This window comes from Streptomyces canarius (assembly GCF_014650735.1).
Classification (GTDB): Bacteria; Actinomycetota; Actinomycetes; order Streptomycetales; family Streptomycetaceae; genus Streptomyces; species Streptomyces olivaceoviridis.
The window spans coordinates 88,096-112,068 of sequence record NZ_BMVN01000004.1 but is presented as its reverse complement, the minus strand read 5'-3'; the positions used below and the strand labels follow the sequence as shown (position 1 = coordinate 112,068).

General features: G+C 72.0%; 26 protein-coding genes and 1 pseudogene. 14 read left to right on the top strand and 13 right to left on the bottom strand.

Going from position 1 to position 23,973, the window contains the following annotated elements; translation table 11 throughout:
• Positions 1-46 precede the first annotated feature (46 nt).
• The 6 genes from IE294_RS07475 to IE294_RS07450 form a co-directional block, all read right to left on the bottom strand.
• A complete protein-coding gene (locus IE294_RS07475) occupies positions 47-1,036 on the bottom strand; it encodes a zinc-dependent alcohol dehydrogenase family protein (protein ID WP_014671959.1) in 990 nt (329 codons plus the stop codon).
• Complete coding sequence (locus tag IE294_RS07470) at positions 1,033-1,860, bottom strand: carbohydrate ABC transporter permease (RefSeq protein WP_189883634.1); 828 nt, start codon at positions 1,858-1,860, stop codon at positions 1,033-1,035. The genes IE294_RS07475 and IE294_RS07470 overlap by 4 nt, the downstream gene beginning before the upstream one ends.
• Positions 1,857-2,795 carry a carbohydrate ABC transporter permease gene (locus IE294_RS07465; protein WP_014671957.1) on the bottom strand — a complete coding sequence of 313 codons (939 nt, stop codon included), beginning with the start codon at positions 2,793-2,795 and terminating at the stop codon, positions 1,857-1,859. The genes IE294_RS07470 and IE294_RS07465 overlap by 4 nt, the downstream gene beginning before the upstream one ends.
• The gene (locus IE294_RS07460) at positions 2,792-4,162 is read right to left on the bottom strand and encodes an ABC transporter substrate-binding protein (protein WP_189883632.1); all 1,371 of its coding nucleotides are present in this window, start codon (positions 4,160-4,162) and stop codon (positions 2,792-2,794) included. Before IE294_RS07460 ends, IE294_RS07465 begins: the two co-directional genes overlap by 4 nt.
• Positions 4,163-4,247: 85 nt before the next feature.
• Positions 4,248-5,018 carry a DeoR/GlpR family DNA-binding transcription regulator gene (locus IE294_RS07455; RefSeq protein ID WP_189883630.1) on the bottom strand — a complete coding sequence of 257 codons (771 nt, stop codon included), beginning with the start codon at positions 5,016-5,018 and terminating at the stop codon, positions 4,248-4,250.
• 284 nt (positions 5,019-5,302) lie between these two features.
• A complete protein-coding gene (locus IE294_RS07450) occupies positions 5,303-6,112 on the bottom strand; it encodes an NAD-dependent epimerase/dehydratase family protein (protein ID WP_189883628.1) in 810 nt (269 codons plus the stop codon).
• A 211-nt stretch (positions 6,113-6,323) separates the two neighbouring features.
• Between IE294_RS07450 and IE294_RS07445 the strand changes: the two genes are divergently transcribed.
• Together IE294_RS07445 and IE294_RS07440 are read left to right on the top strand one after the other, a co-directional pair.
• Positions 6,324-7,265 (top strand): 5-dehydro-4-deoxyglucarate dehydratase, encoded by a 942-nt coding sequence (locus IE294_RS07445; protein ID WP_189883626.1) that lies wholly within the window; start codon positions 6,324-6,326, stop codon positions 7,263-7,265.
• Positions 7,266-7,299: 34 nt separating this feature from the next.
• Positions 7,300-8,463, top strand: a complete 1,164-nt coding sequence (locus IE294_RS07440; protein ID WP_189883624.1) for a hypothetical protein — start codon at positions 7,300-7,302, stop codon at positions 8,461-8,463.
• A gap of 107 nt (positions 8,464-8,570) precedes the next feature.
• Here IE294_RS07440 and IE294_RS07435 read toward each other — a convergent pair whose 3' ends face one another.
• Positions 8,571-9,803 (bottom strand): MFS transporter, encoded by a 1,233-nt coding sequence (locus IE294_RS07435; protein WP_189883622.1) that lies wholly within the window; start codon positions 9,801-9,803, stop codon positions 8,571-8,573.
• Between the two features lie 155 nt (positions 9,804-9,958).
• On the opposite strand from IE294_RS07435, the gene IE294_RS07430 reads away from it, so the two are divergent.
• The 5 genes from IE294_RS07430 to IE294_RS49585 all read left to right on the top strand — a co-directional run bounded on the left by IE294_RS07430 (position 9,959) and on the right by IE294_RS49585 (position 12,024).
• On the top strand, positions 9,959-10,405 hold the full coding sequence (locus IE294_RS07430; RefSeq protein ID WP_189883620.1) for a DUF6010 family protein: 447 nt from the start codon (positions 9,959-9,961) through the stop codon (positions 10,403-10,405).
• 2 nt (positions 10,406-10,407) lie between these two features.
• Complete coding sequence (locus IE294_RS07425; RefSeq protein ID WP_189883618.1) at positions 10,408-10,995, top strand: TIGR03086 family metal-binding protein; 588 nt, start codon at positions 10,408-10,410, stop codon at positions 10,993-10,995.
• Between the two features lie 108 nt (positions 10,996-11,103).
• Complete coding sequence (locus tag IE294_RS07420) at positions 11,104-11,409, top strand: hypothetical protein (RefSeq protein WP_189815457.1); 306 nt, start codon at positions 11,104-11,106, stop codon at positions 11,407-11,409.
• Between the two features lie 37 nt (positions 11,410-11,446).
• Positions 11,447-11,728, top strand: coding sequence for a hypothetical protein (locus IE294_RS07415; protein WP_189883616.1), 282 nt, complete (start codon positions 11,447-11,449; stop codon positions 11,726-11,728).
• A 47-nt stretch (positions 11,729-11,775) separates the two neighbouring features.
• On the top strand, positions 11,776-12,024 hold the full coding sequence (locus IE294_RS49585; RefSeq protein ID WP_373315796.1) for an MBL fold metallo-hydrolase: 249 nt from the start codon (positions 11,776-11,778) through the stop codon (positions 12,022-12,024).
• A 176-nt stretch (positions 12,025-12,200) separates the two neighbouring features.
• On the opposite strand, the gene IE294_RS07405 is transcribed toward IE294_RS49585, so the two are convergent.
• The gene (locus tag IE294_RS07405; protein ID WP_189883615.1) at positions 12,201-12,683 is read right to left on the bottom strand and encodes a hypothetical protein; all 483 of its coding nucleotides are present in this window, start codon (positions 12,681-12,683) and stop codon (positions 12,201-12,203) included.
• Between the two features lie 189 nt (positions 12,684-12,872).
• On the opposite strand from IE294_RS07405, the gene IE294_RS07400 reads away from it, so the two are divergent.
• Positions 12,873-13,667 carry an HAD family acid phosphatase gene (locus tag IE294_RS07400; protein WP_189883613.1) on the top strand — a complete coding sequence of 265 codons (795 nt, stop codon included), beginning with the start codon at positions 12,873-12,875 and terminating at the stop codon, positions 13,665-13,667.
• 123 nt (positions 13,668-13,790) lie between these two features.
• Here IE294_RS07400 and IE294_RS07395 read toward each other — a convergent pair whose 3' ends face one another.
• Positions 13,791-13,934, bottom strand: a complete 144-nt coding sequence (locus IE294_RS07395; protein WP_189883611.1) for a hypothetical protein — start codon at positions 13,932-13,934, stop codon at positions 13,791-13,793.
• A gap of 84 nt (positions 13,935-14,018) precedes the next feature.
• On the opposite strand from IE294_RS07395, the gene IE294_RS07390 reads away from it, so the two are divergent.
• Positions 14,019-15,416, top strand: a complete 1,398-nt coding sequence (locus IE294_RS07390; protein ID WP_189883609.1) for an NCS2 family permease — start codon at positions 14,019-14,021, stop codon at positions 15,414-15,416.
• 4 nt (positions 15,417-15,420) lie between these two features.
• On the opposite strand, the gene IE294_RS07385 is transcribed toward IE294_RS07390, so the two are convergent.
• The 3 genes from IE294_RS07385 to IE294_RS07375 all read right to left on the bottom strand — a co-directional run bounded on the left by IE294_RS07385 (position 15,421) and on the right by IE294_RS07375 (position 18,258).
• Positions 15,421-16,875, bottom strand: a complete 1,455-nt coding sequence (locus tag IE294_RS07385; RefSeq protein ID WP_189883607.1) for a peptidoglycan D,D-transpeptidase FtsI family protein — start codon at positions 16,873-16,875, stop codon at positions 15,421-15,423.
• A 96-nt stretch (positions 16,876-16,971) separates the two neighbouring features.
• Positions 16,972-17,445: a GNAT family N-acetyltransferase gene (locus IE294_RS07380; protein ID WP_189883605.1), complete on the bottom strand. Its 474-nt coding sequence runs from the start codon at positions 17,443-17,445 to the stop codon at positions 16,972-16,974.
• 39 nt (positions 17,446-17,484) lie between these two features.
• Positions 17,485-18,258 (bottom strand): IclR family transcriptional regulator, encoded by a 774-nt coding sequence (locus tag IE294_RS07375; protein WP_189883603.1) that lies wholly within the window; start codon positions 18,256-18,258, stop codon positions 17,485-17,487.
• A 151-nt stretch (positions 18,259-18,409) separates the two neighbouring features.
• On the opposite strand from IE294_RS07375, the gene IE294_RS07370 reads away from it, so the two are divergent.
• From IE294_RS07370 to IE294_RS07350, 5 genes and pseudogenes are all read left to right on the top strand, one after another.
• Positions 18,410-19,939 carry an aldehyde dehydrogenase (NADP(+)) gene (locus IE294_RS07370; protein WP_189883601.1) on the top strand — a complete coding sequence of 510 codons (1,530 nt, stop codon included), beginning with the start codon at positions 18,410-18,412 and terminating at the stop codon, positions 19,937-19,939.
• Between the two features lie 22 nt (positions 19,940-19,961).
• Entirely contained in the window at positions 19,962-20,576 is a 615-nt protein-coding gene (locus tag IE294_RS07365) for a DUF1349 domain-containing protein (RefSeq protein ID WP_189883599.1), read from the top strand.
• Between the two features lie 135 nt (positions 20,577-20,711).
• Positions 20,712-21,057 (top strand): annotated as a pseudogene (locus IE294_RS07360) (GNAT family N-acetyltransferase).
• 76 nt (positions 21,058-21,133) lie between these two features.
• Entirely contained in the window at positions 21,134-21,853 is a 720-nt protein-coding gene (locus tag IE294_RS07355; protein ID WP_059263984.1) for a DsbA family oxidoreductase, read from the top strand.
• Positions 21,854-21,948: 95 nt separating this feature from the next.
• Positions 21,949-23,010 carry an aminotransferase class V-fold PLP-dependent enzyme gene (locus tag IE294_RS07350; protein ID WP_189883597.1) on the top strand — a complete coding sequence of 354 codons (1,062 nt, stop codon included), beginning with the start codon at positions 21,949-21,951 and terminating at the stop codon, positions 23,008-23,010.
• A 63-nt stretch (positions 23,011-23,073) separates the two neighbouring features.
• On the opposite strand, the gene thpD is transcribed toward IE294_RS07350, so the two are convergent.
• The gene (thpD, locus tag IE294_RS07345; protein ID WP_189883595.1) at positions 23,074-23,967 is read right to left on the bottom strand and encodes an ectoine hydroxylase; all 894 of its coding nucleotides are present in this window, start codon (positions 23,965-23,967) and stop codon (positions 23,074-23,076) included.
• Between the last annotated feature and the right edge of the window lie 6 nt (positions 23,968-23,973).

The window sequence follows — 23,973 nt, the reverse complement described above, 5'->3', positions numbered from 1 at the left end:
ACGAACGACACCGCTTTACCGTTCCCTTACCCACCCCCCGGTCGGCTCAGGGCACCACCACGATCTTCCGCCCCACCCCCGCCGCGAACTGCTCCAGCGCCTGCGGGTACCGCTCCAGCGGAATCCGGTCGCTGATGAAGACGTCCGGGTCCAGCACGCCGTTCGCGAACAGCTCGGCCGCCCGCTCGAAGCTGTGCAGCACCGCCATGGAGCCGGTGATCGTGATCTCCTGGTTGTAGATCCGGTACGGGTCGATCGTCACGCGGGTCGCGTAGTCCGCCACCCCGAACTGGAGGAACGTGCCCGCCTTGGCGACCCGGTCCAGGCCGTCCTGGATCGCCGCCGCGTTGCCGGTCGCGTCGATCACCACGTCCCAGCCGCGCGGGCGGTCCAGTTCGTCGGCGTTCGCCGCGGACGCCGAGACACCGAGCCGGCGGGCCGTCTCCAGGCGGGCCGGGTTGACGTCGACCACGTCCACGCTCGCCGCACCGGTCCGCTTGGCCAGCTCCAGCATCATCAGGCCCATGGTGCCGGAGCCGTAGATCAGGACGTGGGCGCCGAGCCGGGAGCGCAGGACGTCGTAGCCGCGGACCGCGCAGGACAGGGGCTCCACCAGGGCCGCGTCCTCGGTGCGGACGTGGTCGGGCAGCTTCACGCAGTTGGCGACCGGGGCCAGCGCGTACCGTGCCGCGCCGCCCGCCGTCGTCACGCCGATCGCCGCCCACCGCTCGCACAGGTTGTTGTGGCCGGTACGGCAGTACCGGCACTCGTAGCAGTACAGCGAGGGGTCCACGGCCACCCGGTCGCCGACGGCCACCTCGGTGACCTGGGTGCCGACGCCGACGACCTCGCCTGCGAACTCGTGCCCGGGGACGATCGGCAGCTTGGGCGCGAACTCGCCCTGGAGGATGTGCAGGTCGGTGCCGCACAGACCGCAGGCCGCGACCTCGACGACCACCTCGCGGGGGCCCGGCGTCGGGTCGGGCACCTCGGTGACGACGGCGCGGCCCACGGACTCGATGACGGCGGCCTTCATTTCACGGCTCCCAACGACAGGCCCTGGACCAGCTTGTCCTGGGCGGCGAACCCCGCGGCGAGCACCGGCAGGGAGATGACGAGCGACGCGGCGCACACCTTGGCCAGGAACAGGCCCTGGCTGGTGATGAAGCCGGTCAGGAAGACGGGGGCGGTCTCGGCGACCACGCCCGTCAGGACTCGGGCGAAGAGCAGTTCGTTCCAGCTGAAGATGAAGCAGATCAGGGCGGTGGCGGCGATGCCGGGCAGGGCGATCGGGGCCACCACGCGCGCGAGGATCACCGGAAGCCGGGCGCCGTCCACCCGCGCCGCCTCGATGACCGCGACCGGCACCTCGGCGAGGAAGGACTGCATCATCCACACCGCGATCGGCAGGTTCATGGAGGTGTACAGGACGACCAGGAGCCAGATGTTGTCGAGCATCCCGGCGTTCTTGGCGAAGAGGTAGATCGGCAGCAGGCCCGCCACGGCCGGCAGCATCTTGGTGGACAGGAAGAAGAACAGGACGTCGGTCCACTTCCTCACCGGCCGGATCGACAGCGCGTAGGCCGCCGGGAGGGCCAGCAGCAGGACCAGCAGCGTGGAGGCGACCGACGCCACGGTGGAGTTGACCAGCGCGGGCCACGGGCTCGCCCCGCCGCCGCTGCCGAAGAACTCGCGGTAGCCGTCGAGCGTCAACGAGGCGGTGAAGGACGGCGGGTTGGTCGCCGCGTCCGCCTCGGAGTGGAAGGACGTCAGGGCCATCCACGCGATGGGCAGGAAGAAGACGATGCCGGCCAGCCAGGCCACCAGGCCGAGACCACCCCGGCGCAGTACGGCGGTCATGCGCGGGACACCTCCTCGCGGAACAGGGACGACACCACGCGCAGGGCGAAGGTCGCGATGACGATCGAGCCGATGACCACCAGGACGCCGGCGGCCGAGGCCAGGCCGTTCTCGTGGGCCTGGTAGAAGCTCTGGTAGACGGTGTAGGGCAGGTTGGCGGTGCCCAGGCCGCCGGAGGTGATCGTGAAGACCGCGTCGAAGTTCTGGACGATGTAGATCGACCCGAGCAGCGCGCCCAGTTCCAGGTAGCGGCGCAGGTGGGGCAGGGTCAGATGGCGGAAGATCTGCCAGTCGCTCGCGCCGTCGACCCGCGCGGCCTCGATCTGCTGCTGGTCCCGGCTCTGCAACCCGGCCAGCAGGATCAGCATCATGAACGGCGTCCACTGCCACACCAGGGAGGCCTCGACCGCGAGCAGCGGGGTGCGGGAGACCCAGTCCGGCTGTGGGCCGCCCACATAGTGCAGCAACCCGTTGAGCAAGCCGTACTCAGGGTTGTAGAGCACATGTTTCCAGAGCAGGGCGGCGGCCACCGGCACTACCAGGAACGGGGCGATGAGCAGGGTGCGGACGATGCCCCGGCCGCGGAACCGCCGGTCCAGCAGCAGTGCCAGCGCCAGCCCGATGACCAGGCTGGCCAGCACCACGGCCGCCGTGAGCAGCACGGTCGTCCACACCGAGTGGCGCAGGTCGGCGTCGGTGAGCACCTGGCGGTAGTTGTCCAGGCCGGTGAAGCGGCGGGCCTTGGGGTAGAGGGCGTTCCAGTCGAAGAAGGAGATCACCAGCGTGGCCACGAAGGGCAGCTGGGTCACCACGATCATGAACACGAGGGCCGGCAGGAGCGGGGCGCGGGTGGCCCAGGCGCGCAGCCGGGCCGAGGGCTGCCTGACCGTCCGTGCGGGTGTGGCCGCGAGGGGGGCCGTGGTGGTCGCTGTCATCGTCCCTCGTACTCCTTGGAGATCTTCTCGGCGAGCGCTTGCGACTTCTTCAGGGCCGCGCCGACGGACTGCCGTCCGGCGATGGCCGCGCTGATCTCCTGGGAGACCTTGGTGCCGAGGTCGGTGAACTCGGGGATGCCGACGAACTGGATGCCGGGCGCGGGCCGCGGCTGCACGCCGGGGTCGTTCGGCCGGGCGCTCTCGATGGCCTCCTTGGTCATCTCCTGGAACGCGGCGGCCGACTTCCGGTAGTCGGCGTCGGTGTACGTCGATGCCCGCTTGCCCGCCGGGACGTTCGACCAGCCGCTGGTCTCGCCGACCAGTCGCTCGTACCCCTTGCCCGACGCCCAGGAGACGAACTTCCAGGCCTTGTCGGGGTTGCGGGAGGCCTGCTGGATGCCCCAGGCCCAGGTGTAGAGCCAGCCGGAGGACGCGGTGCGCTCGACGGGGGCGGGGGCGTAGCCGAGCTTCCCCTTGACCGGGGAGCCGGCCGCCTCCAGCAGCCCGGCCGCGGAGGTGGCGTCGTACCACATGGCGACCTTGCCCTGGGTCATGTTGTTCAGGCATTCGGCGAAGCCGGACTGGGCGGCGCCGGACTCGCCGTGCTCGCGGACGAGGTCGACGTAGAACCTCGTCGCCTTCTCGAAGGCCGGGGAGTCCAGCCGCGCCTTCCAGCCCTTGTCGAACCAGGTGCCGCCGAAGGTGTTCACGACCGTGGTGAGCGGTGCCATCAGCTCGCCCCAGCCGGGCAGCCCGCGCAGGCAGATGCCCCGCATGCCCGGCCGGGCGCCGTCCGCCTTCGCGGCCAGGTCGGCGACCTGCCGCCAGGTGGGACGGTCGGGCATGGTCAGGCCCTTCGCCGCGAACACGTCCTTGCGGTACATGAGGAAGGACGACTCGCCGTAGAAGGGCTGTCCGTAGAGCTTGCCGTCGTCGCCGGTGAGGGACTGGCGCATCGGCTTGAGCACGTCCCGCTCGTCGTACGACGGGTCCTTCCCGACGTAGGAGTCCATCTCGTGCAGCCAGCCGTTGCGGGCGTAGATCGGTATCTCGTAGTTGGACAGGGTGGCCACGTCGTACTGGCCGGCCTGGTTGGCGAAGTCCTGGCTGATCTTGTCGCGGACGTCGTTCTCGGGCAGGACCGTGAAGTTGACCTTGATGCCGGTGTCCTTGGTGAAGTGGGCGGCGGTCAGCTTCTGCAGCTCGGTCATCTGCGGGTTGTTGACCATCAGGACGTTGATGGAGTCGCCGCCGGAACCGGTCCCGCCGGCACCGGCCCAGCAGCCGGAGAGCAGCGGGGCGAGCAGCGTCCCTGCGGCGGCCAGGGCGAGCGTGGCTCGCGGCCTCCGTCGGCTCGGGGTGCGCATGGATCGCTCCTGAGAGTGGGGAAAGGGGGACATAAGGGGCGTTCGGTGGTGCGGAACACCCCTGGACGGGGGACGGGGTGCCGCATCAGACCCGGATGACCTGCGGGCCCAGCAGGGAGTAGCGGTGGGCCTCGGCGGCCGGGAGCAGGGTGCTGGTCACGACCGCCTCCAGTGCGCCGATCTCCGCGAACCGGCAGAAGCTGACCGCGCCGAACTTGGTGTGCACGCCCGCGAAGACCGTGCGCCGGGCGGCCCGGACGGCCTGCGCCTTCACCTCGCTGACCGCCGGGTCGGGGGTGGTCAGGCCGTGTTCCCGGGAGATGCCGTTGGCCCCGATGTAGGCGAGGTCGAGCACGAAGCCGGCCAGCATCTTCGTCGTCCAGTGGTCGACGGTGGCCAGCGTGCCCGGGCGGACCCGGCCGCCGAGCAGCAGCACGGAGATGTGGTCGGCCTCCGCGAGGGCGCCCGCGACCGGCAGGGACGCGGTGACCACCGTCAGCGGCCGGTCCCTGGGCAGCGCCTCGGCGATGAGCTGGGGGGTGAAGCCCTCGTCGACGAAGACGGTCTCGGCGTCCCCGAGCAGTTCGGCCGCCGCGGCGGCGATCCGGCGCTTCTCGGGCACATGGCTGGTGGCGCGGAAGGCGAGGGTCGTCTCGAACCCGGCGCTCTCCACCGGATAGGCGCCGCCGTGGGTGCGGCGGACCAGGCCGTGGTCCTCCAGGGCGCGCAGATCGCGCCGGATGGTCTCCTTGGCCACCCCCAGGTCGGCGGCGAGCGCGGTGACGTCCACCGAGCCGGTGGCGCGGGCGGCCCGCACGATCTCGCGCTGGCGTTCTTCCGCCGTCCTGCTGGTCATGTCGTCACCCACTTCCCCGTGGACCTGCCCGTTCGGGCCCATGGGGGAAGTTCTACCGCCGGTGCGCGGCGCTGACCAGGTCTGTTGCGGGCCCGATACTGCCCGCTTGTGCCCGCTTCACGCGGGCCGTGCCCGTCGCGGACCTGCGCGGCTGTCCGGGGCGGCGTGGGATCGGGCACGGCGGATGCCCGGACACGGCGGCGGGCGGGCCCGTTCGGTGCCCGCCCGCGCGCGTGGACGATCGTTTCCGGCCGCCGGGAGCCACCCGGGGCCGGCGGAGGGGGTCAGTACGGCCAGATCGGGGGGTCGTTCACGAAGTGGCCGCCCAGGTGGCCGTGGGCCGGGTTCTCCGGGTCCAGCTCGCCCTGTTCGGCGATGAGCTTCTCGGCGTACGGCTCGGAGTCGTCCCGGGGGTCGTAGCCGAGCGCCCGCGCGGTGGTCAGGTCCCACCACAGGCGGGTGTTGGCGGAGGAGCCGTAGACGACCGTGTGGCCGACCTCCTCGGCGGTCAGGGCCGCGTGGAAGAGGCGGGCGCCGTCGGCCGGGCTCATCCACACCGAGAGCATGCGGACGCTGGTGGGCTCCGGGAAGCAGGAGCCGATGCGCACGGAGACGGTCTCCAGGCCGTGCTTGTCCCAGTAGAGCTGGGCCAGGTCCTCGCCGAAGGACTTCGACAGGCCGTAGAAGGTGTCCGGGCGGCGCGGGGTGTCGATGGGGATCGGCGGCTCGCCCGCGCGCGGGGCCGGGGTGAAGCCGACGGCGTGGTTGGAGGAGGCGAAGACGATCCGCGGCACGCCTTCGAGGCGGGCGGCCTCGTACAGGTTGTAGGTGCCCTCGATGTTCGACCTGAGGATCTTCTCGAAGGGGGCCTCCAGGGAGATCCCCGCGAGGTGCAGGATCGCGTCCACGCCCCGCACCGCCTCGCGCAGCTCCTCCTTGTCGCCGAGGTCCGCGGTGATCGCGTCCGGCTCGCCCTCGACGGGGCGCACGTCGAACAGGCGCAGCGTGTAGCCGTACTCCGGCAGCAGGGACCGCATCAGGGTGCCGAGCCCGCCGGCGGCGCCGGTGAGCAGGATGGTGCGGGGAGCGGGCATCCTCGGTTCTCCTTGTGGCCGACATTCACATACGTGGACACGCTAGAGAGTCCACCGGGCACCGTCAAGTCTTGCGTGACGACGGGGAATTCGCTCCCGTCGTGCGAGTTCGCCTGCTTGACCCGCCCCAAGAGGGCCCTTTAGCGTGGTCACGTTCAGAAATATGGACATGGATCAGAAACATGCACCGGCGTGTCTCAAGGGAGAGTCCGTGACGCCAGCCCCTCTGACCGAACGGCTCAGCGATCCGCGCGGGCCGCTGTTCTTCCCCGTCACGGCCTACGGCCCCGGCGGCTCACTCGACCTGGACACCTACCGCACCCATGTGCGCCGCGGTGTCGCGGCCGGTGCCGCCGCCGTCTTCGCCTGCTGCGGCACCGGGGAGTTCCACGCGCTGCTGCCGGAGGAGTTCGAGGCCTGCGTCCGGGTGGCCGTCGAGGCGGCCGAAGGACGCGTCCCGGTCGTCGCGGGCGCCGGTTACGGTACCGCCCTCGCCGTCCGCTACGCGCGTCTCGCCGCCGGTGCGGGCGCCGACGGCCTCCTCGCCATGCCGCCGTACCTCGTGCTCGCCGACCAGGAGGGCCTGCTGCGGCACTACCGGGAGGTCGCCGCCGCCACCGACCTGCCCGTCATCGTCTACCAGCGCGACAACGCCCTCTTCACCCCGGCGACCGTGGTCGAACTGGCCCGCACCGACGGTGTCATCGGCCTCAAGGACGGCCTCGGCGACCTGGACCTCATGCAGCGGATCGTGAGCGCGGTCCGCACCGAGGTCCCCGGCGACTTCCTGTACTTCAACGGCCTGCCCACCGCCGAGCAGACCCAGCTCGCCTACCGCGCCCTCGGCATCACCCTGTATTCGTCGGCGGTGTTCTGCTTCGCGCCGGAGATCGCCCTCGCCTTCCACCGCGCGCTGGAGACGGGCGACCCGGCCACCGCCCAGCGCCTCCTGGACGGCTTCTACCGCCCCTTCGTGGAACTGCGCGCCCAGGGCCGCGGATACGCCGTCTCCCTCGTCAAGGCCGGGGTACGGCTGCGCGGCCTGGACGTGGGCGAGGTCCGGCCCCCGCTGCACGAGCCGGCCGAGGAGCATGTCAAACAACTCGCCCGGCTCATCGAACGCGGTTACGAACTGCTGGAGGAGGACGCGTGAGCGAGCACGGCCACGCCCTGCCGGGGGAGGACGCGTGAAGGCGTCGGCGTTCGTCTACCCCTGGGACGTCAACGGGGACCCCGCCGCCCCGGAGCGGATCGCCGGACTCGGCGTGGAGCAGGTGACCCTGGCCTCCGCCTACCACTCCACCCGTGCCCTCACCCCCCGCCACCCCCGCCACCGCATCGTCACCGCCGAGTACGCGGCCGTGCTCTACCCGCCGGGCGACCGCTGGGCGGGCCGCGGTCTGCGGCCCTACCCCGCCGGCCGCTGGGCCCCCGGCAACGCCTACGGCGAGGCCGCCGAAGCCCTGGCCGCGGCCGGCCTGGAGGTGCACACCTGGGTCGTCCTCGCCCACAACTCCCGCCTGGGCGCCGAGCATCCGGACACCTCGGTCGTCAACGCCTACGGCGACCGCTACCCGTGGGCCCCCTGCATCGCCCAGCCCGCCACGCGCGCGTACCTGGTCGACCTGGCCGCCGAGGCCGCCGTACGCCCCGGCGCGCACGGCACCGAACTGGAGTCCCTCGGCTGGTACGGGCTCCAGCACCTGCACGCCCACGACAAGACCGCCGGCGTCGGCCTCGGGGACGCCGGGCAGTACCTGATGTCCCTGTGCTTCTGCCCGTCCTGCCGCACCGGCTACGGCGAGCGGGGACTGGACGCCGACGCGCTGGCCGGGGCCGTACGCGAGGCGCTGGAGCCGCTGTGGCGGGGCGCGGCGGACGACGGGGGCTGGCCGACGGTGGAGAAGCTGCTCGGCGAGGACACGGCGGCAGCCACGCGCGCGTGGCGCGACACCACCGCCCGCACCCTCCAGGAGGAGGCCGTCACCGCCGTGCGCGCCGCCGCGCCGGACGGCTTCCAGGTCCTGCTGCACGCCGACCCGGTCCCGTACCACTGCGGCGCCAACGTCGGTGTCGACCCCGCCCACATCCTGTCCGTGGCCGACGGCGTGGTGGTGCCCTGCACCGGCGGTACGGCCCTGCTGGCGCCCTTCGCCGGGCAGGCCCGCGAGGGCACCGTGCTGGCCGCCAACTTCACGGTCGTCACGGGGATGGGCGGCAGCCCCGCCACCCTCGCCGCGGACACGGCACGCGCGCGTGCCGAGGGTGCGACGGAGTTGCGGTTGTATCACGCGGGGTTGGCGTCGGACGGTGACCTGGCGGCGGTCCGGGGGGCGCTCGCGGTGCGTTGAGCCAGTGGTGGCGCCGTGGGGAGTGGTGTCAGGCGGTAGGGCGGGAGCGGCGGCCCGGGGGTTGGTCAGTCGTTGCATGCGTGCGTGGCGAGGGTGCTGCGGGTCTATCACGCGGGGTTGGCGTCGGACGGTGATGTGGCGGCGGTCCGGGAGGCATGCGCGGTGCGTCGAGCCAGTGGCAGCGCCGTCAGGAGCAGGGCCAGGCCGTAGAGGGGCAGCAGCAGTCCGGGGCCGGCCAGTTCGACCAGGCCGGCCCCCAGGGCGAGGCCGAGCACGTTCGGGGTGAAGAGCAGCGTGCCGGCGGTGGCCGTCGCCCGGCCCAGCAGCGGGCCGGGGGTCTCCCGTTGCACCGCCGTCAGCGCGGCGACCAGCACACAGGGCAGGCCCAGCCCGCACGCCACGCTGGTGGCCAGGGCCACCGGGTCCCACGGCACGGCCCGCGCCACCACCGCGGCCCCGGTCAGCGCGATCCCGGCCGCCGCGAACCGCCGCCCGCCCAGCCTGCGCAGCGCCGGCCCGGCGAGCAGCCCAGCCGCCACCGAACCGGCGCCCTGGGCGGCGTACAGCACACCCGTGTAGGCGGGGGAGTGGCCGAGGCGGTCGACCACGGCGTACACCGTGGTGCCGCTCAGCGCCGTCAGCAGCATCGTCGTACCGCCCGCCCGGACCAGCGGGCGCAGCCCGGGGTGGCGCCACAGGTGCCGGACCCCCTCCGCCGTCTGCGTCCGCCAGCCGTCGCCGGACCGCACGGGCGGTTCCTCGCGCACCCGCAGCAGGCCGCACAGCCCGGCGGCGAGCAGGAAGGTGACGGCGTCCAGGCAGGCCACGGCCGGGCCGCCCCACGCCGTGTAGAGGCCCGCCCCGGTCAGCGGGGCGACGAGCTTCATGCCCTCGGTGAGCGTCATCCGCAGCCCGTTGACGTCACCGAGCAGGTCCGGGCCGACCGCCGCCGTCATCAGCGCCGACTCGGCGGCGTCATGGACGGCACCGGCGGCGCCGTACACCACCAGGACGGCGAACAGCAGCCACAGACGGCCGCGGGAGTCGACGGCGAACAGGGCGGGCAGCAGCGCCGCGAGGCCCAGGTTCACCGTGATGAGCAGGGGCTTGCGGCGGAACCGGTCGGCGAGCGTGCCGAGCGCCGGGCCGACCAGGGTGGGCGCCCACATCGCGAGCAGGCACAGGGCGGCCAGTCCATCCGACCCGGTCAGCTCCTTCACCCACACACCCGACGCCAGCCACAGCGAGGAGGTACCGAAGGCGGACACCACCAGGCCGGTGAGGCACAGCCCCGCGTTGCGGTCCCGCAGCACGCGGGACACGGTCCAGGAAGTCGTCATGCCCGGTCATCGTGGGCCTAAGGCGGGGGGCCGCGGATCGGGCAGGTGCCCTAGGTACGCCGGACGGCCACCTCCTGACGTGACGGCGGCAATCCGTCGGAACCTGGCACTGGAGCCCCTGGGGCACCCGCGCCCGCGCACCTACCGTCGGCCGCATGCGCTACCTCGCCCCCCTTCTCATCGGCCTGCTCTACGTCACCCTCATGTCCCTCGTCCCGGAACCCCACCGGCGCCGCCTCAACGCGGTCGTCGTGGCCGGTGCCGGAGCCGCCTACCTCAGCGGCGGCGGCCTTGGCGGCTGGGAGTTCGCGTTCACGGCGCTCGCCACCTGCGTCGCCTACAAGGGCCTGGACTCCTGGGCGTTCATCGGCGTCGGCTGGCTGCTGCACACCGCGTGGGACGTCGTCCACCACCTCAAGGGCCACCCGATCATCCCCTTCGCGCACGACTCGTCGTTCGGCTGCGCGCTGTGCGACCCGGTGATCGCCGTCTGGTGCCTCGCCGGCGGTCGCGCGCCGTGGAAGCCGCTGTGCCGCACCGATGAGTTTCCGGGGGCCCGCCGGTCAGCCCTTCGTAGGGAGAGCGCGACCCTGAAGGAGTGAGCATGACCATGGTGGACCTCGGCCCGCAGACCAGGATCGTGGCCCGGCTCGCCGAGTCGGTGACCGACGAGCAGCTGACCGCCGCCACACCGTGCCCGGACCACGCGGTGCGCAGCCTGCTGGGCCACCTGCTGATGCTGTCCGTGGCCTTCCGGGACGCCGCCCGCAAGGACCTCGGCACGACCACCGACACCCACCCGGACGCCGCCCTCCCGGACCTCGGCCCCGGCTGGCGCGAGGAGCTGCCGAAGGCGCTGGACGCGCTGGCCGACGCCTGGCGCGACCCGGCCGCCTGGACCGGCGACACCCGCGTCGGCGGGGTGGACCTGCCCGGCGCGGTCGCGGGCGCCGTCGTCGCCGACGAGCTGGTGATCCACGGCTGGGACCTGGCCCGCGCCACCGGCCAGGACTACGCCTCGGACCCGGCCGCCCTCGACTCGGCCCTCACCTTCCTCCGCGCCGCGGCCGACGACCCCGACCGCGGCGACGGCCCCTTCGGCCCGGTCGTCCCGGTCCCCGCGGACGCGCCCCCGCTGGACCGGGCCGTCGGCCTCAGCGGCCGGGACCCGGGGTGGCCGCACCGGGCCTGACCCCGGCGGGCGCGGGCCGGCCGGCGGCGGCCGGGCGGCGGAAGCGGCGCATCGGGCCTACGGTGACCCTGAGAGGGGGCGAGCCGAACGGGTACGGAGGGAGCCGCCATGCGGGAGCACTACGTGTGGGTGACGACGCGCCGCCTTCAGCCGGGCACGCTGGACGACTTCGAGAGGGCGTGGCGCCCGGAGCCCGCACCGCAGGGCCTGCACCGGGCCTACGCGTACTGGTCCGAGGACGGACAGGAGATCACCGGGGTGTCGTTCTGGGACTCCCGCGAGGCGTGCGACGCGTGGCGGACCTCCGAGGCGGAGGCCCGGCGGCGGGCGGCCATGGCCCCCTTCGTCGCCGAGGAACGCGAGGGCTTCTACCGAGGCCGCGAACTCGGCCTGCCCGGCGCCGCCGGCGGGTGAACGGGCCGCCCCGGGCCGTCGCGCCTACGGTGGAGACATGAGCGAGATCGTCGTCGTGTACGAGCTCGAACAGCTCGTGGCCGCACGCGCCCCCGCGGCCGGACCGCCCGACGCGGAACGGCTCCCCCGCAGGGTGCACGCGGCGCCCGCGGCTCCCGACAGGCCCGGCGCCGCCGGCCCGCGGACCCTGTGCGGCAAGGACACCTTCGCCATGACGAAGGCTCCCCGGAGCCCTTCCCTCCGCCCCGGGGAGCCGTGGTACCCCGCCGCGTACGCGTCCCTGGTGTGCCCGGACTGCGACGCGGTGATGGAGGTCTGACCGGTGCCGTGAGCCGAAGCGGGGAGCAGGCGTCGTACCCTCCCGCCATGCCGGCCGGCGCCCCTTCCCGGCAGCTGTGGGTGGACGCCGGGCCCGGCACGTTCGCCGCGTTGCGGCGGCACACGGATCCGGCGCGGCTCACCGCGGTCCGGATCTCCCATCTGCATGCCGGTCACGGCGCCGACCTGCCGCACCGGAACCTCCGGCTGACCGCGTGCGCCGTCGCCCACGGCTCCTGTGCGAGGCGGACACCGACGCGCATCACGGGAGCGAACACTCCGCACACCTGCACCTGACGCCGGAGGCTGCATGGTCCGGTAGTCGTCGAAGACGACGGCCGGGCCATCGCCGGACGACTCGGCCGAGCCGTCCGTCACCGCGCCGGTGGCCGGGACGGCTCGGTCCCCCAGCGGCGGGAGACGCGCGTTCGCGCGACCTGGTACCCCCTCTCCCACCGCACTCCGCCCACTCCTCAGCCCGCGTCCGCCCACACGGCTCGCAGGTCCTCACACCGGACGGTGATCAACGCCTCGGTGAGGGCGATCTCGTGCCGGCAGCCGCCGTTCTCGTCGGGAAGGACGTCGGGAAGGATGTCGGGAAGGATTTCGTCGAGGAGCACGGTGTCGACGCTCATCCAGTCGATGGAGTGTTCGTAGTCGATCGAGAAGTGCCTCACGCCCGAGTAGCTGATGCGCAGGCCGCAGTCGTGCTTGAACTTGTTGGGCGCGAAGTCCAGGACCAGCCCGCCGCTCCTGTCGGTGGCGAGGTGGACCCCGGCCAGTTCCAGATCCTTCACACAGCGGGTGGCGCCCGCGATGTCGTAGTGGTCGGGGTCGGTGGCGAAGGACCGGGCGCCCGGGGGCAGGTCGGCCCGCAGACGCGGCAATTCGGCCAGGTAGGCCCTCGGGTCCACGCGGAACCCGCCGTCGTCCCAGACGGCCGTGACGTACTTCATGTGCACCCTTCCGCAGCCAGAGGCGGTCGTCGGCAACCTCCGGTCGAGGCAATCGGAAGGTAATGCTCCAGGTGGGAGCGGAACAAGGCTGCGTATCGATCGGGTAACGGGGCTCGCCCTGTCCGCGTGATGCGCGTAGACAGTCTCCGACCTGGTACGTCACTCTCATCCACCAGATCCGGAGAATTCATGCGGAAGTCCCTCAAGGCGTGCGCGACCGGTGCCGCCTGTGTCGTCGCCGGTGCGGCCCTGTACGGCGCGGGCGCGGCCGGCGCCGGTCAGTCGACGGCCAACTCCACCCACGAGCCGTACAACATCGGGGTCCTGGTGAAGGACATCGACACCTACTACGGCACCACCGCCGACAGCGACGGCGTCTACCAGGCGTCCAAGGACAGCCCGTACGCCAAGGACCTGGCGCGCATCGACGCCGACGCCAAGAGCTACATCGACAAGGCGGCCCGCAAGGCGCACCACAGGGGCGAGAAGCCGGCCGTCGTCTTCGACATCGACGACACGCTGCTGCTCAGCCTGGACTACGAGAAGCGGTACAACTACACGTACAACTCCGGCACCTGGAACGACTACGTGAACCGCGCCGACCGGCCCGCCGTCTTCGGCAGCCCGGAGCTCGTGCGCTACGCCGCGGCCAAGGGCGTCGAGGTCTTCTACAACTCCGGCCTCAGCGAGGCCCAGCGCGCCGCCGCCGTGGAGAACCTGAAGAAGGTCGGCGCCGACGTGAACCTCGACGCCGGCCACATGTTCCTCAAGGACAAGGCCAACCCGCCGGCCTACCTGAAGGACTGCGCCACCCCGGGCACCTGGAACTGCACGACCGTGCAGTACAAGTCCGGGACGCGCGAGCACATCGAGGACCTGGGCTACGAGATCATCGCCAACTTCGGCGACCAGTACTCGGACCTGGACGGCGGCCACGCCGACCGGACGTACAAGCTGCCGAACCCGACGTACTTCGTCGGCTGAGCCCATCCGTACGTCCTGAGCAGCCGCTCGTACCCGGCCTCCGTCCCCGGCAGCACCTGCCGTGGCGGAGGCCGACGGGGCCCTCGCCGCGCCGAGTGCGCGGGGGTGTTTCCGAGCCGCGGCCTATGCGCCGTCGTGCGGGGCGAAGTCGCCGGTCACCGTGTAGGCGCGGCCCCCGGCCACCCCGGTCATGACATAGCTGTCGTCGCCCGCGTCGCGCCCGCCCCGCTCATGGAAGGCGGGGGGCCGAACTCGATGACGTAACACGGAGAAAACCTGAAACGGGTGCGACGGGGGAACAATCCAGCCAGCAATCCGCCGACCGATCTTCAGGTGACGAGGAGTGGGACCATGTCCGTCGACCGGTACTTCAGGATCTCCGAACGGGGATCCACGCTCGGGCGCGAGATACGCGGCGGCTTCGCCACGTTCTTCACCATGGCCTACATCCTTGTCCTGAATCCGATCGTCCTGGGCAGCGCCAAGGACAAATTCGGCCACACCCTGGACACCGGCCAACTCGTCACCGCCACCGCCCTGGTGGCCTGTGTGATGACGGTCGTCATGGGCGTCGGCGGCAATCTGCCCCTCGCCATCGCCGCCGGACTCGGCCTCAACGCCGTCGTCGCCTTCCAGCTCGCCCCGCTGATGAGCTGGGCGGACGCCATGGGCCTGGTCGTCCTCGAAGGCATCGTCATCTGCGTGCTGGTGCTCACCGGACTCCGGGAAGCGATCATGAACGCGATCCCGCAGCAGCTGAAGCAGGCCATCGGCGTCGGCATCGGCCTGTTCATCGCCTTCATCGGCTTCGTGGACGCCGGGTTCGTCAGCCGCGTCCCGGACGCCGCCCACACCACGGTCCCGGTCCAGCTCGGCGCCGTCGGCCGGCTCACCGGCTGGCCGGTGCTGGTCTTCTGCCTCGGCGTGCTGCTCACCGTCGCGCTGCTCGCCCGAAGGGTGAAGGGCGCGATCCTCATCAGCATCGTGACGATGACCGTCGTCGCGATCGTCGTCAACGCCGTCGCCGACGTCAAGAGCTGGGGCCTGACCACGCCGGAGGTCCCCGACAAGGTCGTCGCCGCCCCGGACTTCGGGCTGGTCGGTCACTTCAGCCTGTTCGGCGGCTTCGCCGAGGCCGGCGTCCTCACCGCCGTCCTGCTGGTCTTCACCCTCATCCTGTCGGACTTCTTCGACGCCATGGGCACGATCGTCGGCATCACCGCGGAGGCCGGGCTGCTGGACGAGCGGGGCCAGGTGCCCGGCATCGGCCGCGTGCTGTTCATCGACGGCGCCGCGGCCGTCGCCGGCGGTGTCGGCTCCGCCTCCTCCAACACCGCCTACATCGAGTCGGCGGCCGGCGTCGGCGAGGGCGCCCGCACCGGCTTCGCCAACCTGGTCACCGGCGGCCTGTTCGGGCTCGCCCTCTTCCTCACCCCGCTGCTCACCATCGTCCCGCTCCAGGCGGCGGCGCCCGCGCTGATCGCCGTGGGCTTCCTGATGATGACCCACGTCAAGCACATCGACTGGGACAGCTACGAGATCGCCGTCCCGGCGTTCCTCACCATCGCCGCGATGCCGTTCACGTACTCCATCACCGACGGGATCGGCGCCGGGTTCCTGGCCTACGTCGTCATCAAGACGGTGGTGGGCAAGGCACGCGAGGTCAACTGGCTGCTGTGGGCGGTCTCGGCGCTGTTCCTGGTGTACTTCGCGATCGACCCGGTGGAGCAGATCCTCGGGGTGAGGTGAGGGGCTACTTCAGGGCCGCCTGCATCATCGCCCTGGCCACCGGCGCCGCCAGGCCGTTGCCGCTCACTTCCGAGCGGGCCGCGTCCGACTGCTCCACCATCACCGCGACGGCGACCTCCTTGCCGTTGCTGTCGGACTTGCCGTAGGAGGTGAACCAGGCGTACGGCGTCTTGCTGTTGTTCTCGCCGTGCTGGGCGGTACCGGTCTTGCCGCCGACGGTCACCCCGTCGATCAGCGCGTTCGTACCGGTGCCGTCCTTCACCACCGTCTGCATGGCCGACTGGAGCTGCTCGGCCGTGGTGGAGCTGATGATCTCCTTGGTGCCGGCGCTGTCGTCATAGTCCTTCAGCACATCACCGCCGCTGTCGGTGATCTGCGAGACCATGTGCGGCGAGACCAGTTTGCCGCCGTTGGCGATGGCCGCGGACACCATGGCCATCTGGAGCGGGGTCGCGGTGACGTCGAACTGGCCGATGCCGGACAGGGCGGTCTGCGCCTGGTCCATGCCGGACGGGTACACGCTGGTGTAGGCCCGCACCGGCACGTCCTGCGCGTCGTCGTCGAAGCCGAACTTCTCGGCCATGGCCCTGACCTTGTCCTGGCCGAGCTGGACGGCCATGTGGCCGAAGACGTTGTTGCACGAGTACCGCAGGGCGACGCGGATCGAGGCGTTCTCACAGGGCGCCGACTTGTTCTCGTTCGCCAGGTCGCGCACCGTGCCCGGCAGCCGGTACGGATCGGGGCTGTCGGTCGGCTCGTCCACGTTCTTGTACAGCCCGTCCTCCAGCGCTGCCGCCGCGACGACCAGCTTGAACGTCGAGCCCGGGGGCAGCGGCTGGCGCAGCGCGCGGTTGGTGAGCGGCTTGTCCTTGTCGGCGTTGAGCGTCTTCCAGGCCTGGCCGGCCGTGTTCGCGTCGGTGAGCGCGGAGGGGTCGTACGACGGCGTCGAGGCCACGGCGAGGATCTTGCCGGTCTTCGGGTCGATCGCGACGGCCCCGCCCTTCTTGTCGCCGAGCGCGCGGTAGGCCGCCTTCTGCACCGCCGGGTCGATCGTCGTCAGCACGTCGCCCGGTTCGGAGCGCTCGCCGGTGACGGTGTCCATGACGGTCTTCAGCCGGTTGTCCGTGCCGTTGAGCAGGTCCTTGTAGACGCCCTCCAACTGGGTGGGGGCGTAGGCCTGTGAGGCGTAGCCCGTCACGGCCGCGTAGAGCTTGCCGTCCGTGTACGTCCGCTTGTACGCGAGGTCGCTTCCCTTCGTCCGCGTCGAGCCGGTGATCGCGTTCCCGGCCACGATGATGTTCCCGAGGGGCCGCGAGTAGGTCGCGATCGCGTTCCGCCGGTTGTCGTTGTCGTCCGCGAGGGCCTTGCCGTCGTAGAACTGCAACCACGTGGCCCTGACCAGCAGGGCGAGCACGAGCAGCAGCGCGAAGACGGACGCCCGCCTGATCGTCTTGTTCATCCCGCTGGGAAGACGATCGAGACGGGGGCGATCGTTCCCGTACGACCGGTTTTCTCATCCGGCGTTCATGTCGTGCGGCGTCCCGCGGCCCGCCTTTCAGGCGGCCGTCAGGATCAGCACGACCTCCTCGATCTCCCGGCCCCGCGCGTTCGCGTACCCCCGGGCACGGGCCGCCTCGCGGAAGCCGCACTTCTCCAGGACGCGCAGCGACGCGTGGTTGTCGGCCGCCGCGCGCGCGTACAGCGGCCGTTCGGGAACCTCCGCGAGCAGCGCCCGCAGCGCGGCCGTCGCCACGCCCCGGCCCCAGTACGCGCGGTCGATCCAGTACGTCACCTCGCGCTCGCCGGCCACGCCGTAGACGGCCGCGTTGCCGGCCACCTCGCCGTCGGCCAGGACCGTGCGCAGCACGTCGGAGGAGTTCCGTATGCGCTGCCAGTAGGCCGCGAGGGCCTCCTGGTCGTACGGGTCCTCCGGGCCGAACGCGGCCATCCGGACGGCCTCCGGGTCGGTCATCTGCCGGTAGAACACCGGCAGGTCGCTGTCCCGTACGGCCCGCAGCGCGATCTCCATGCGACCGAGCCTACGGCCGCGGGACCGCGGCCGCCGGGGTCAGAGCCTGCGGGTCGCCAGCGTCAGCCGGTCCCGCGCGTCGAACAGCGCGTCCTTGATCATCTGCTCGTGCGCGGGAGTCAGCCGGGCCACCGGCACCGAGCAGCTGATGGCGTCCCGCGCGGGCGTGCGGTACGGGATCGCCACGCCGAAGCAGCGCAGGCCCAGCGTGTTCTCCTCGCGGTCGACCGCGAAGCCCTGCTCCCGGACCTGGTGCAGCTCCTCGATGAGCTTCTCCCGGTCGGTGAGGGTGTGCTCGGTGAGCGCGGGCAGCGTCTCCGGCAGCAGCTTGCGCACCTGCTCGTCGGTGTGGCTGGCGAGGATCGCCTTGCCGAGGGAGGTGGAGTGGGCCGGGAGCCGGCGGCCGACGCGGGTGAAGGGCCGCAGGTAGTGCTGGGACTGACGGGTGGCCAGGTAGACCACGTTGGTGCCGTCGAGCCGGGCCAGGTGGATGGTCTCCGTGGTGTCGTCGGAGAGCCGGTCCAGGGTCGGGCGGGCGGCGGCCACCACCTCGTCGCCGTCGATGTACGACGTACCGACCAGCAGCGCCCGCACCCCGATGCCGTACCGCGTGCCCGTCGCGTCCGTCTCCACCCAGCCCAGCTCCACGAGCGTGCGCAGCAGCATGTACAGGCTGGACTTGGGATACCCCACGGCTTCCTGGACGGCCGCGAGGGAGTGCATACCGGGCCGGCCGGCGAAGTATTCGAGCAGCTCAACGGTCCGTACCGCGGACTTGACCTGCGCCCCGCCCCCTGTGTCGCCTGCCGCCATCGCCCTTGACCCCTTCGTTCGACGAGGACTGAGTTATATAGTCTCCGAGCAGCATATTCATCATCAGAGACAGCGTTCAGTATATCGAACGCGACTGATGGGTGAGCCTGATCGTCGTAGACAATGCGGCCTTTACTGGGAGGGACCCGCGGTGGCAGCAGCACCAGTCTGGAGTGTCGACCCGCGCACCGGGAAGCAGCGTGAACAGGTTGCGGTGGAGGCCACAGCCCAGGAGGTGGACGCGGCCGTCCGGGCGGCCCACGCCGCGCGCGACGCCCTCACCGACCGCACGGTCCGCGCCGCGTTCCTGCGCTCGGCAGCCGCGGGCCTGGACGCGGCCAAGGACGGCCTCGTCGAGACCGCCGACGCCGAGACCGCGCTCGGCCCCGCCCGGCTGACCGGCGAACTCGCCCGCACCTGCTACCAGCTGCGGGCCTTCGCCGACATCGTCGACGAGGGCGCCTTCCTCGACGTCATCATCAACCACCCCGACGACACCGCCACCCCGCCCGTCCCGGACCTGCGCCGCTACAAGGTGCCGCTGGGTGTCGTCGCGGTCTACTCGGCCTCCAACTTCCCCTTCGCCTTCTCCGTCGCCGGCGGTGACACCGCGAGCGCGCTGGCCGCGGGCTGCCCGGTCGTGGTCAAGGCCCACCCCGACCACCCGGCCCTGTCCGAGCTGGTCGCCAAGGTGCTGCGCCGGGCCGCCGCCGAACACGGCATCCCCGAGGGCGTCGTCGGACTCGTGCACGGCTTCGAGGCGGGCGTCGAACTGATCAAGCACCCGCTGGTCGCCGCGGCCGGCTTCACCGGTTCGGTACGGGGCGGACGGGCGCTGTTCGACGCCGCCGCCGCCCGCCCGGTGCCGATCCCGTTCCACGGCGAACTCGGTTCGCTGAACCCGGTCCTGGTCACCGAGGCCGCCGCCGCCGAGCGGGCCGAGGAGATCGGCGGCGGGCTCGCCGGGTCGATGACCCTCGGCGTGGGCCAGTTCTGCGTCAAGCCCGGCCTGGTGCTGGTGCCGTCCGGCGCGTCCGGCGACCGGCTGGTGAAGTCCCTGACCGACGCCGTCAGCGACACCGACGCCGGGGTGCTGCTCGACCACCGCATGCGGGACAACTTCGTCGCCGGGGTCGCCGAGCGCGCGGAGCTGCCGGACGTGGAGTCGCCGGTCACCCCGGGCGCGGGCGGCGAACACGCGGTCAGCGCCGGGTTCCTCACGGTGCCGGCGGAGAAGCTGGCCGAGGAGGGGGCGTACGACCTGCTGCTGGAGGAGTGCTTCGGGCCGGTCACCGTGGTGGCCCGCTACGCGGACGAGGCCGAGGCCACGGCTGTGCTGTCGCGGCTGCCGGGCAACCTGACGGCGACCGTCCAGGTGTCCTCGGACGAGGCCGCCGGGCGGGGTCGGGGGCCGGAGCTGCTGGCCGAGCTGACGCCGCTCGCCGGGCGTGTGCTGGTCAACGGCTGGCCGACAGGGGTCGCGGTGGCGCCCGCGCAGCATCACGGCGGCCCTTACCCGGCCACGACGTCCACGTCCACCTCCGTGGGCGGTACGGCCATCGAGCGGTGGTTGCGGCCGGTCGTCTATCAGAACGCGCCCGAGGCGTTGCTGCCGGACGAGCTTCGCGACGACAATCCGCTCGGGCTTCCCCGGCGGTTCAACGGGGTGCTGGAGCGGTAGTGCCGTAGGGGGTGAGGAGAGGTTGACGGACTTGGACATTCCTGAGGTGCCCTTCCCTCTCAAGGCTCATGGGCCGGACGGCGACTGGTCCTACGAGGACGGTGTGCTGACCGGGCGGGCCGGACCGCGCCAGGACCGGTTCGTGCCGCCCGACGGCGACGCACTGGAACCCGCCTCCGACGCGCCCCGGCTGCTCGGTGCACCGCCGGAAGGGGACTTCCAGCTGATCGCCCGGGTCTCCGTGGGGTTCCGTGACGCGTTCGACGCCGGGGTGCTGTACGTCCATGTCGGCGAGCGGGCCTGGGCCAAGCTCTGTCTGGAGTACTCCCCGGACGTGCCCACCGTGTGCACGGTGGTCACCCGGGGGCACTCCGACGACGCCAACTCCTTCACGGTGGACGGGGACTCGGTGTGGCTGCGGGTCAGCCGGACGGGGCGGGCCTTCGCCTTCCACGCCTCCCGGGACGGCGCGCGCTGGACCTTCGTCCGGTTCTTCACCCTGGGCGAGGAGGAGGAGACCGGTGCCGCGCTGGTCGGGTTCATGGCGCAGTCGCCGGTGGGGGAGGGGTGCGCGGTGACCTACGACCACATCGCGTTCAGGCACGGCGGACCGGGCGACCTGCGGGACGGCGGCTGAGGAGACCGCCTGCCGGACTCCGGTCGAGCCGCCGCGGAACCGGACGGCGGTCGGCCGCGTCCTCCCCCTGCATGATCATGACCCTGTCAGGGGCACCGTGTGATCCGCACCGCCCTGCCCGCCGAGGCCGAGCGGATGGCCGCACTGCACCGCAGGGCCCGTTCGACGTACTACCCCGACGGCCTCCCGGACGACGGCATCGACTGGGCCGCCGTCCGGCGCGGCGCCGTCGAGCGCCCCGACGGGCAGGTGCTCTGCGTCGTGGAGGAGGGCACGACCACCGGTGTCGCCTCCTTCCGGCCCCCGCAGGACGGCCCCGCCGGCAAGCTGTACCAGTTCCACATCGATCACGTGGACAATGGACAACCGGCGCGCCCAGGCCTTCTACGCCCACCAGGGCCGGCTCCCGGACCCCGCGCACCCGCCCGCCGACGGCGGCCACCACCTCTGCCTGTACTTCTGCGTGCCGCCCCGGGAATGAAACCGGCTGCTTGAACGTTCATGTACCGGCCCGGGGAGAGCCCCCGCGCCCGTACGACCTGGAGAGAGCCGAAGACATGCGCGTCGAGATCTGGAGCGACATCGCCTGCCCCTGGTGCTACGTGGGCAAGGCCCGCTTCGAGAAGGCGCTGGCTGCCTTCCCGCACCGCGACCAGGTCGAGGTGGTGCACCGCTCCTTCGAGCTGGACCCGGGCCGCGCCAAGGGCGACGTCCAGCCGGTGATCACCATGCTGACCAGGAAGTACGGCATGAGCGAGGCGCAGGCCCAGGCCGGCGAGGACAACCTGGCCGCCCAGGCCGCCGCCGAGGGCCTGGACTACCGCACCCGGGACCGCGACCACGGCAACACCTTCGACATGCACCGCCTGCTGCACTTCGCCAAGGAGCAGGGCCGGCAGGACGAGCTGATCCAGATCCTCTACCGGGCGAACTTCGCCGAGGAGCGGTCCGTCTTCACCGAGGGCGACGAACGTCTGGTGGAGCTGGCCGCGCAGGCAGGACTGGACGCCGACGCCGCCCGCGCGGTGCTCGCCGACCCGTCCCGCTACGCCGACGAGGTCCGCGCCGACGAGCGCGAGGCCGCCCAGCTCGGCGCGACCGGTGTGCCGTTCTTCGTCCTCGACCGGACGTACGGCGTCTCCGGTGCCCAGCCCGCCGAGGTCTTCACCCAGGCGCTCACCCAGGCCTGGGGTGAGCGCTCGCCGCTGAAGCTCGTCGAGCAGGGTGACGCCCAGGCGTGCGGGCCGGACGGGTGCGCGGTGCCGCAGCAGGGCTGAAAGCACAGGTCGGAGCGGTCGTATAAGTGCCGCTAAGAGGAACCGGGTAAAAATTCGCGATGGACGCGTAGGTGCCTGGGCCGCAGAGTGGACCCATGGAGACCACGGAGACGTTCGAGAGCATCGTCCGCGCCGAGTTCACCCCGAAGAGCATCTACCTCAACACCGCGAGCAACGGCCTGCTGCCGGCCCGTACCGTCGCCGCCCTCCAGGAGGCGGCGCTGCTGCGGGCCGAGGGCCGGCCGCTGACCTCCCTGTACGAGGACGTGGAGGCGAGCCGGGCCGCGTTCGCCCGGCTCACCGGCGTCCCGGCCACCCGGGTCGCGGCGGGCGCCTCGGTCGCCGCGCACACCGGTGTGATCGCCGCCTCGCTCCCGGCGGGCGCCGAAGTCCTCACCGCCGAGGACGACTTCACCTCCGTGCTCAACCCCTTCCACGTCCGCGGCGACCTCAAGGTCCGCACGGTCCCGCTGGAGCGGATCGCCGAGTCCGTCCGGCCGGGGACCGCGCTCGTCGCGGTCAGCGCCGCGCAGTCCGCCGACGGCCGGATCGCCGACCTGCCCGCCCTGCGCGAGGCCGCCCGCGCCCACGGCGCCCGCACCTACGTCGACTTCTCCCAGGCCGCCGGCTGGTTGCCGGTGGCGGCGGACGCCTACGACTTCACCGCGAGCGTCTCCTTCAAGTGGCTGCTGGGCCCGCACGGCGCCGCCTTCCTCACCGTCCCCGAGGACTTCGGCGGGCTGACCCCGCTGCTCGCCGGCTGGGTCGCGGCCGAGCGTCCGTGGGACAGCTGCTACGGCCCGGTGGCCGAACTCGCCCACTCCGCCCGGCGGTTCGACCTCACCCACGCGCTGTTCACCTTCGCGGGCCTGCGGCGCTCGCTGGAGCTGATCGAGGAACTCGGCTCGGACGCCGTGCACGCCCATGACACCGCCCTCGCCGACCGGTTCCGCGCGGGCCTCACCGATCTCGGCCACGAGCCGGTGCCCGCTCCCGGCTCGGCGATCGTCTCGGTCCCCGGACTCGGCTCCCGGCAGCCTGAGTTGAGCGAGGCGGGCATCGAGGTCTCCGACCGCGCGGGCAACCTGCGCGCGGCCTTCCACCTCTACAACACGGCCGCCGACGTCGACCGGCTGCTGGAGGCGCTGTCCGGCTGACACGACCGGGCCGGGGCCTGATGTCCCACACGAGGAGGCCCCGGCCCGGTGATCGGGAAGCGGCTACCGCACGGGGGTGAAATCCCTCGCCCCGATGAACTCCGGCCGCCGCACCGGCGCCGCGAACGGCTCCACCGCCGCGTTCTCCACGCTGTTGAACACGATGAAGACGTTGCTGCGCGGGAACGGCGTGATGTTGTCGCCGGAGCCGTGCATGCAGTTGCAGTCGAACCAGGTCGCCGAGCCGGCCTTGCCGGTGAACAGCCGGATGCCGTACTCGCCCGCCAGCGCCGTCAGCGCCTCGTCCGACGGCGTGCCCGCGTCCTGCATCTGGAGGGACTTCTTGTAGTTGTCCTTCGGCGTGGCACCGGCGCAGCCCAGGAACGTCCTGTGCGAACCCGGCATGATCATCAGGCCGCCGTTGGTGTCGTGGTTCTCGGTCAGCGCGATCGAGACGGACACCGTGCGCATGTTCGGCAGGCCGTCCTCGGCGTGCCAGGTCTCGAAGTCCGAGTGCCAGTAGAAGCCGCTCGCGCCGAAGCCCGGCTTGACGTTGATCCGGGACTGGTGGACGTACACGTCCGAGCCGAGGATCTGCCGGGCGCGGCCGACCACGCGCGGATCGCGCACCAGGTTCGCGAACACCTCGCTGATCCGGTGCACCTCGAAGACCGAGCGGATCTCCTTGGACTTCGGCTCCACGATCGAGCGCTCGTCGGCACGGATCGCCGGGTCGGCGACCAGCCGGTCCAGCTCACGCTTGTAGACCTCGACCTCGTCCGGGCCGATCAGCCGGTCGACGGCGAGGAAGCCGTCCCGCTCGTACGCCTGGAGGTCGGCCGTCTCGATCGGGCCCGGGGTGTCCGGGGCGCCCCAGACGACGGGGTCCTGGCGGGGGACGGTCACCTCGGTGGTGCCGCGGGTCGGGTAGAGGTCCTTCACGGTGGCGGTGGTCATGGGCTC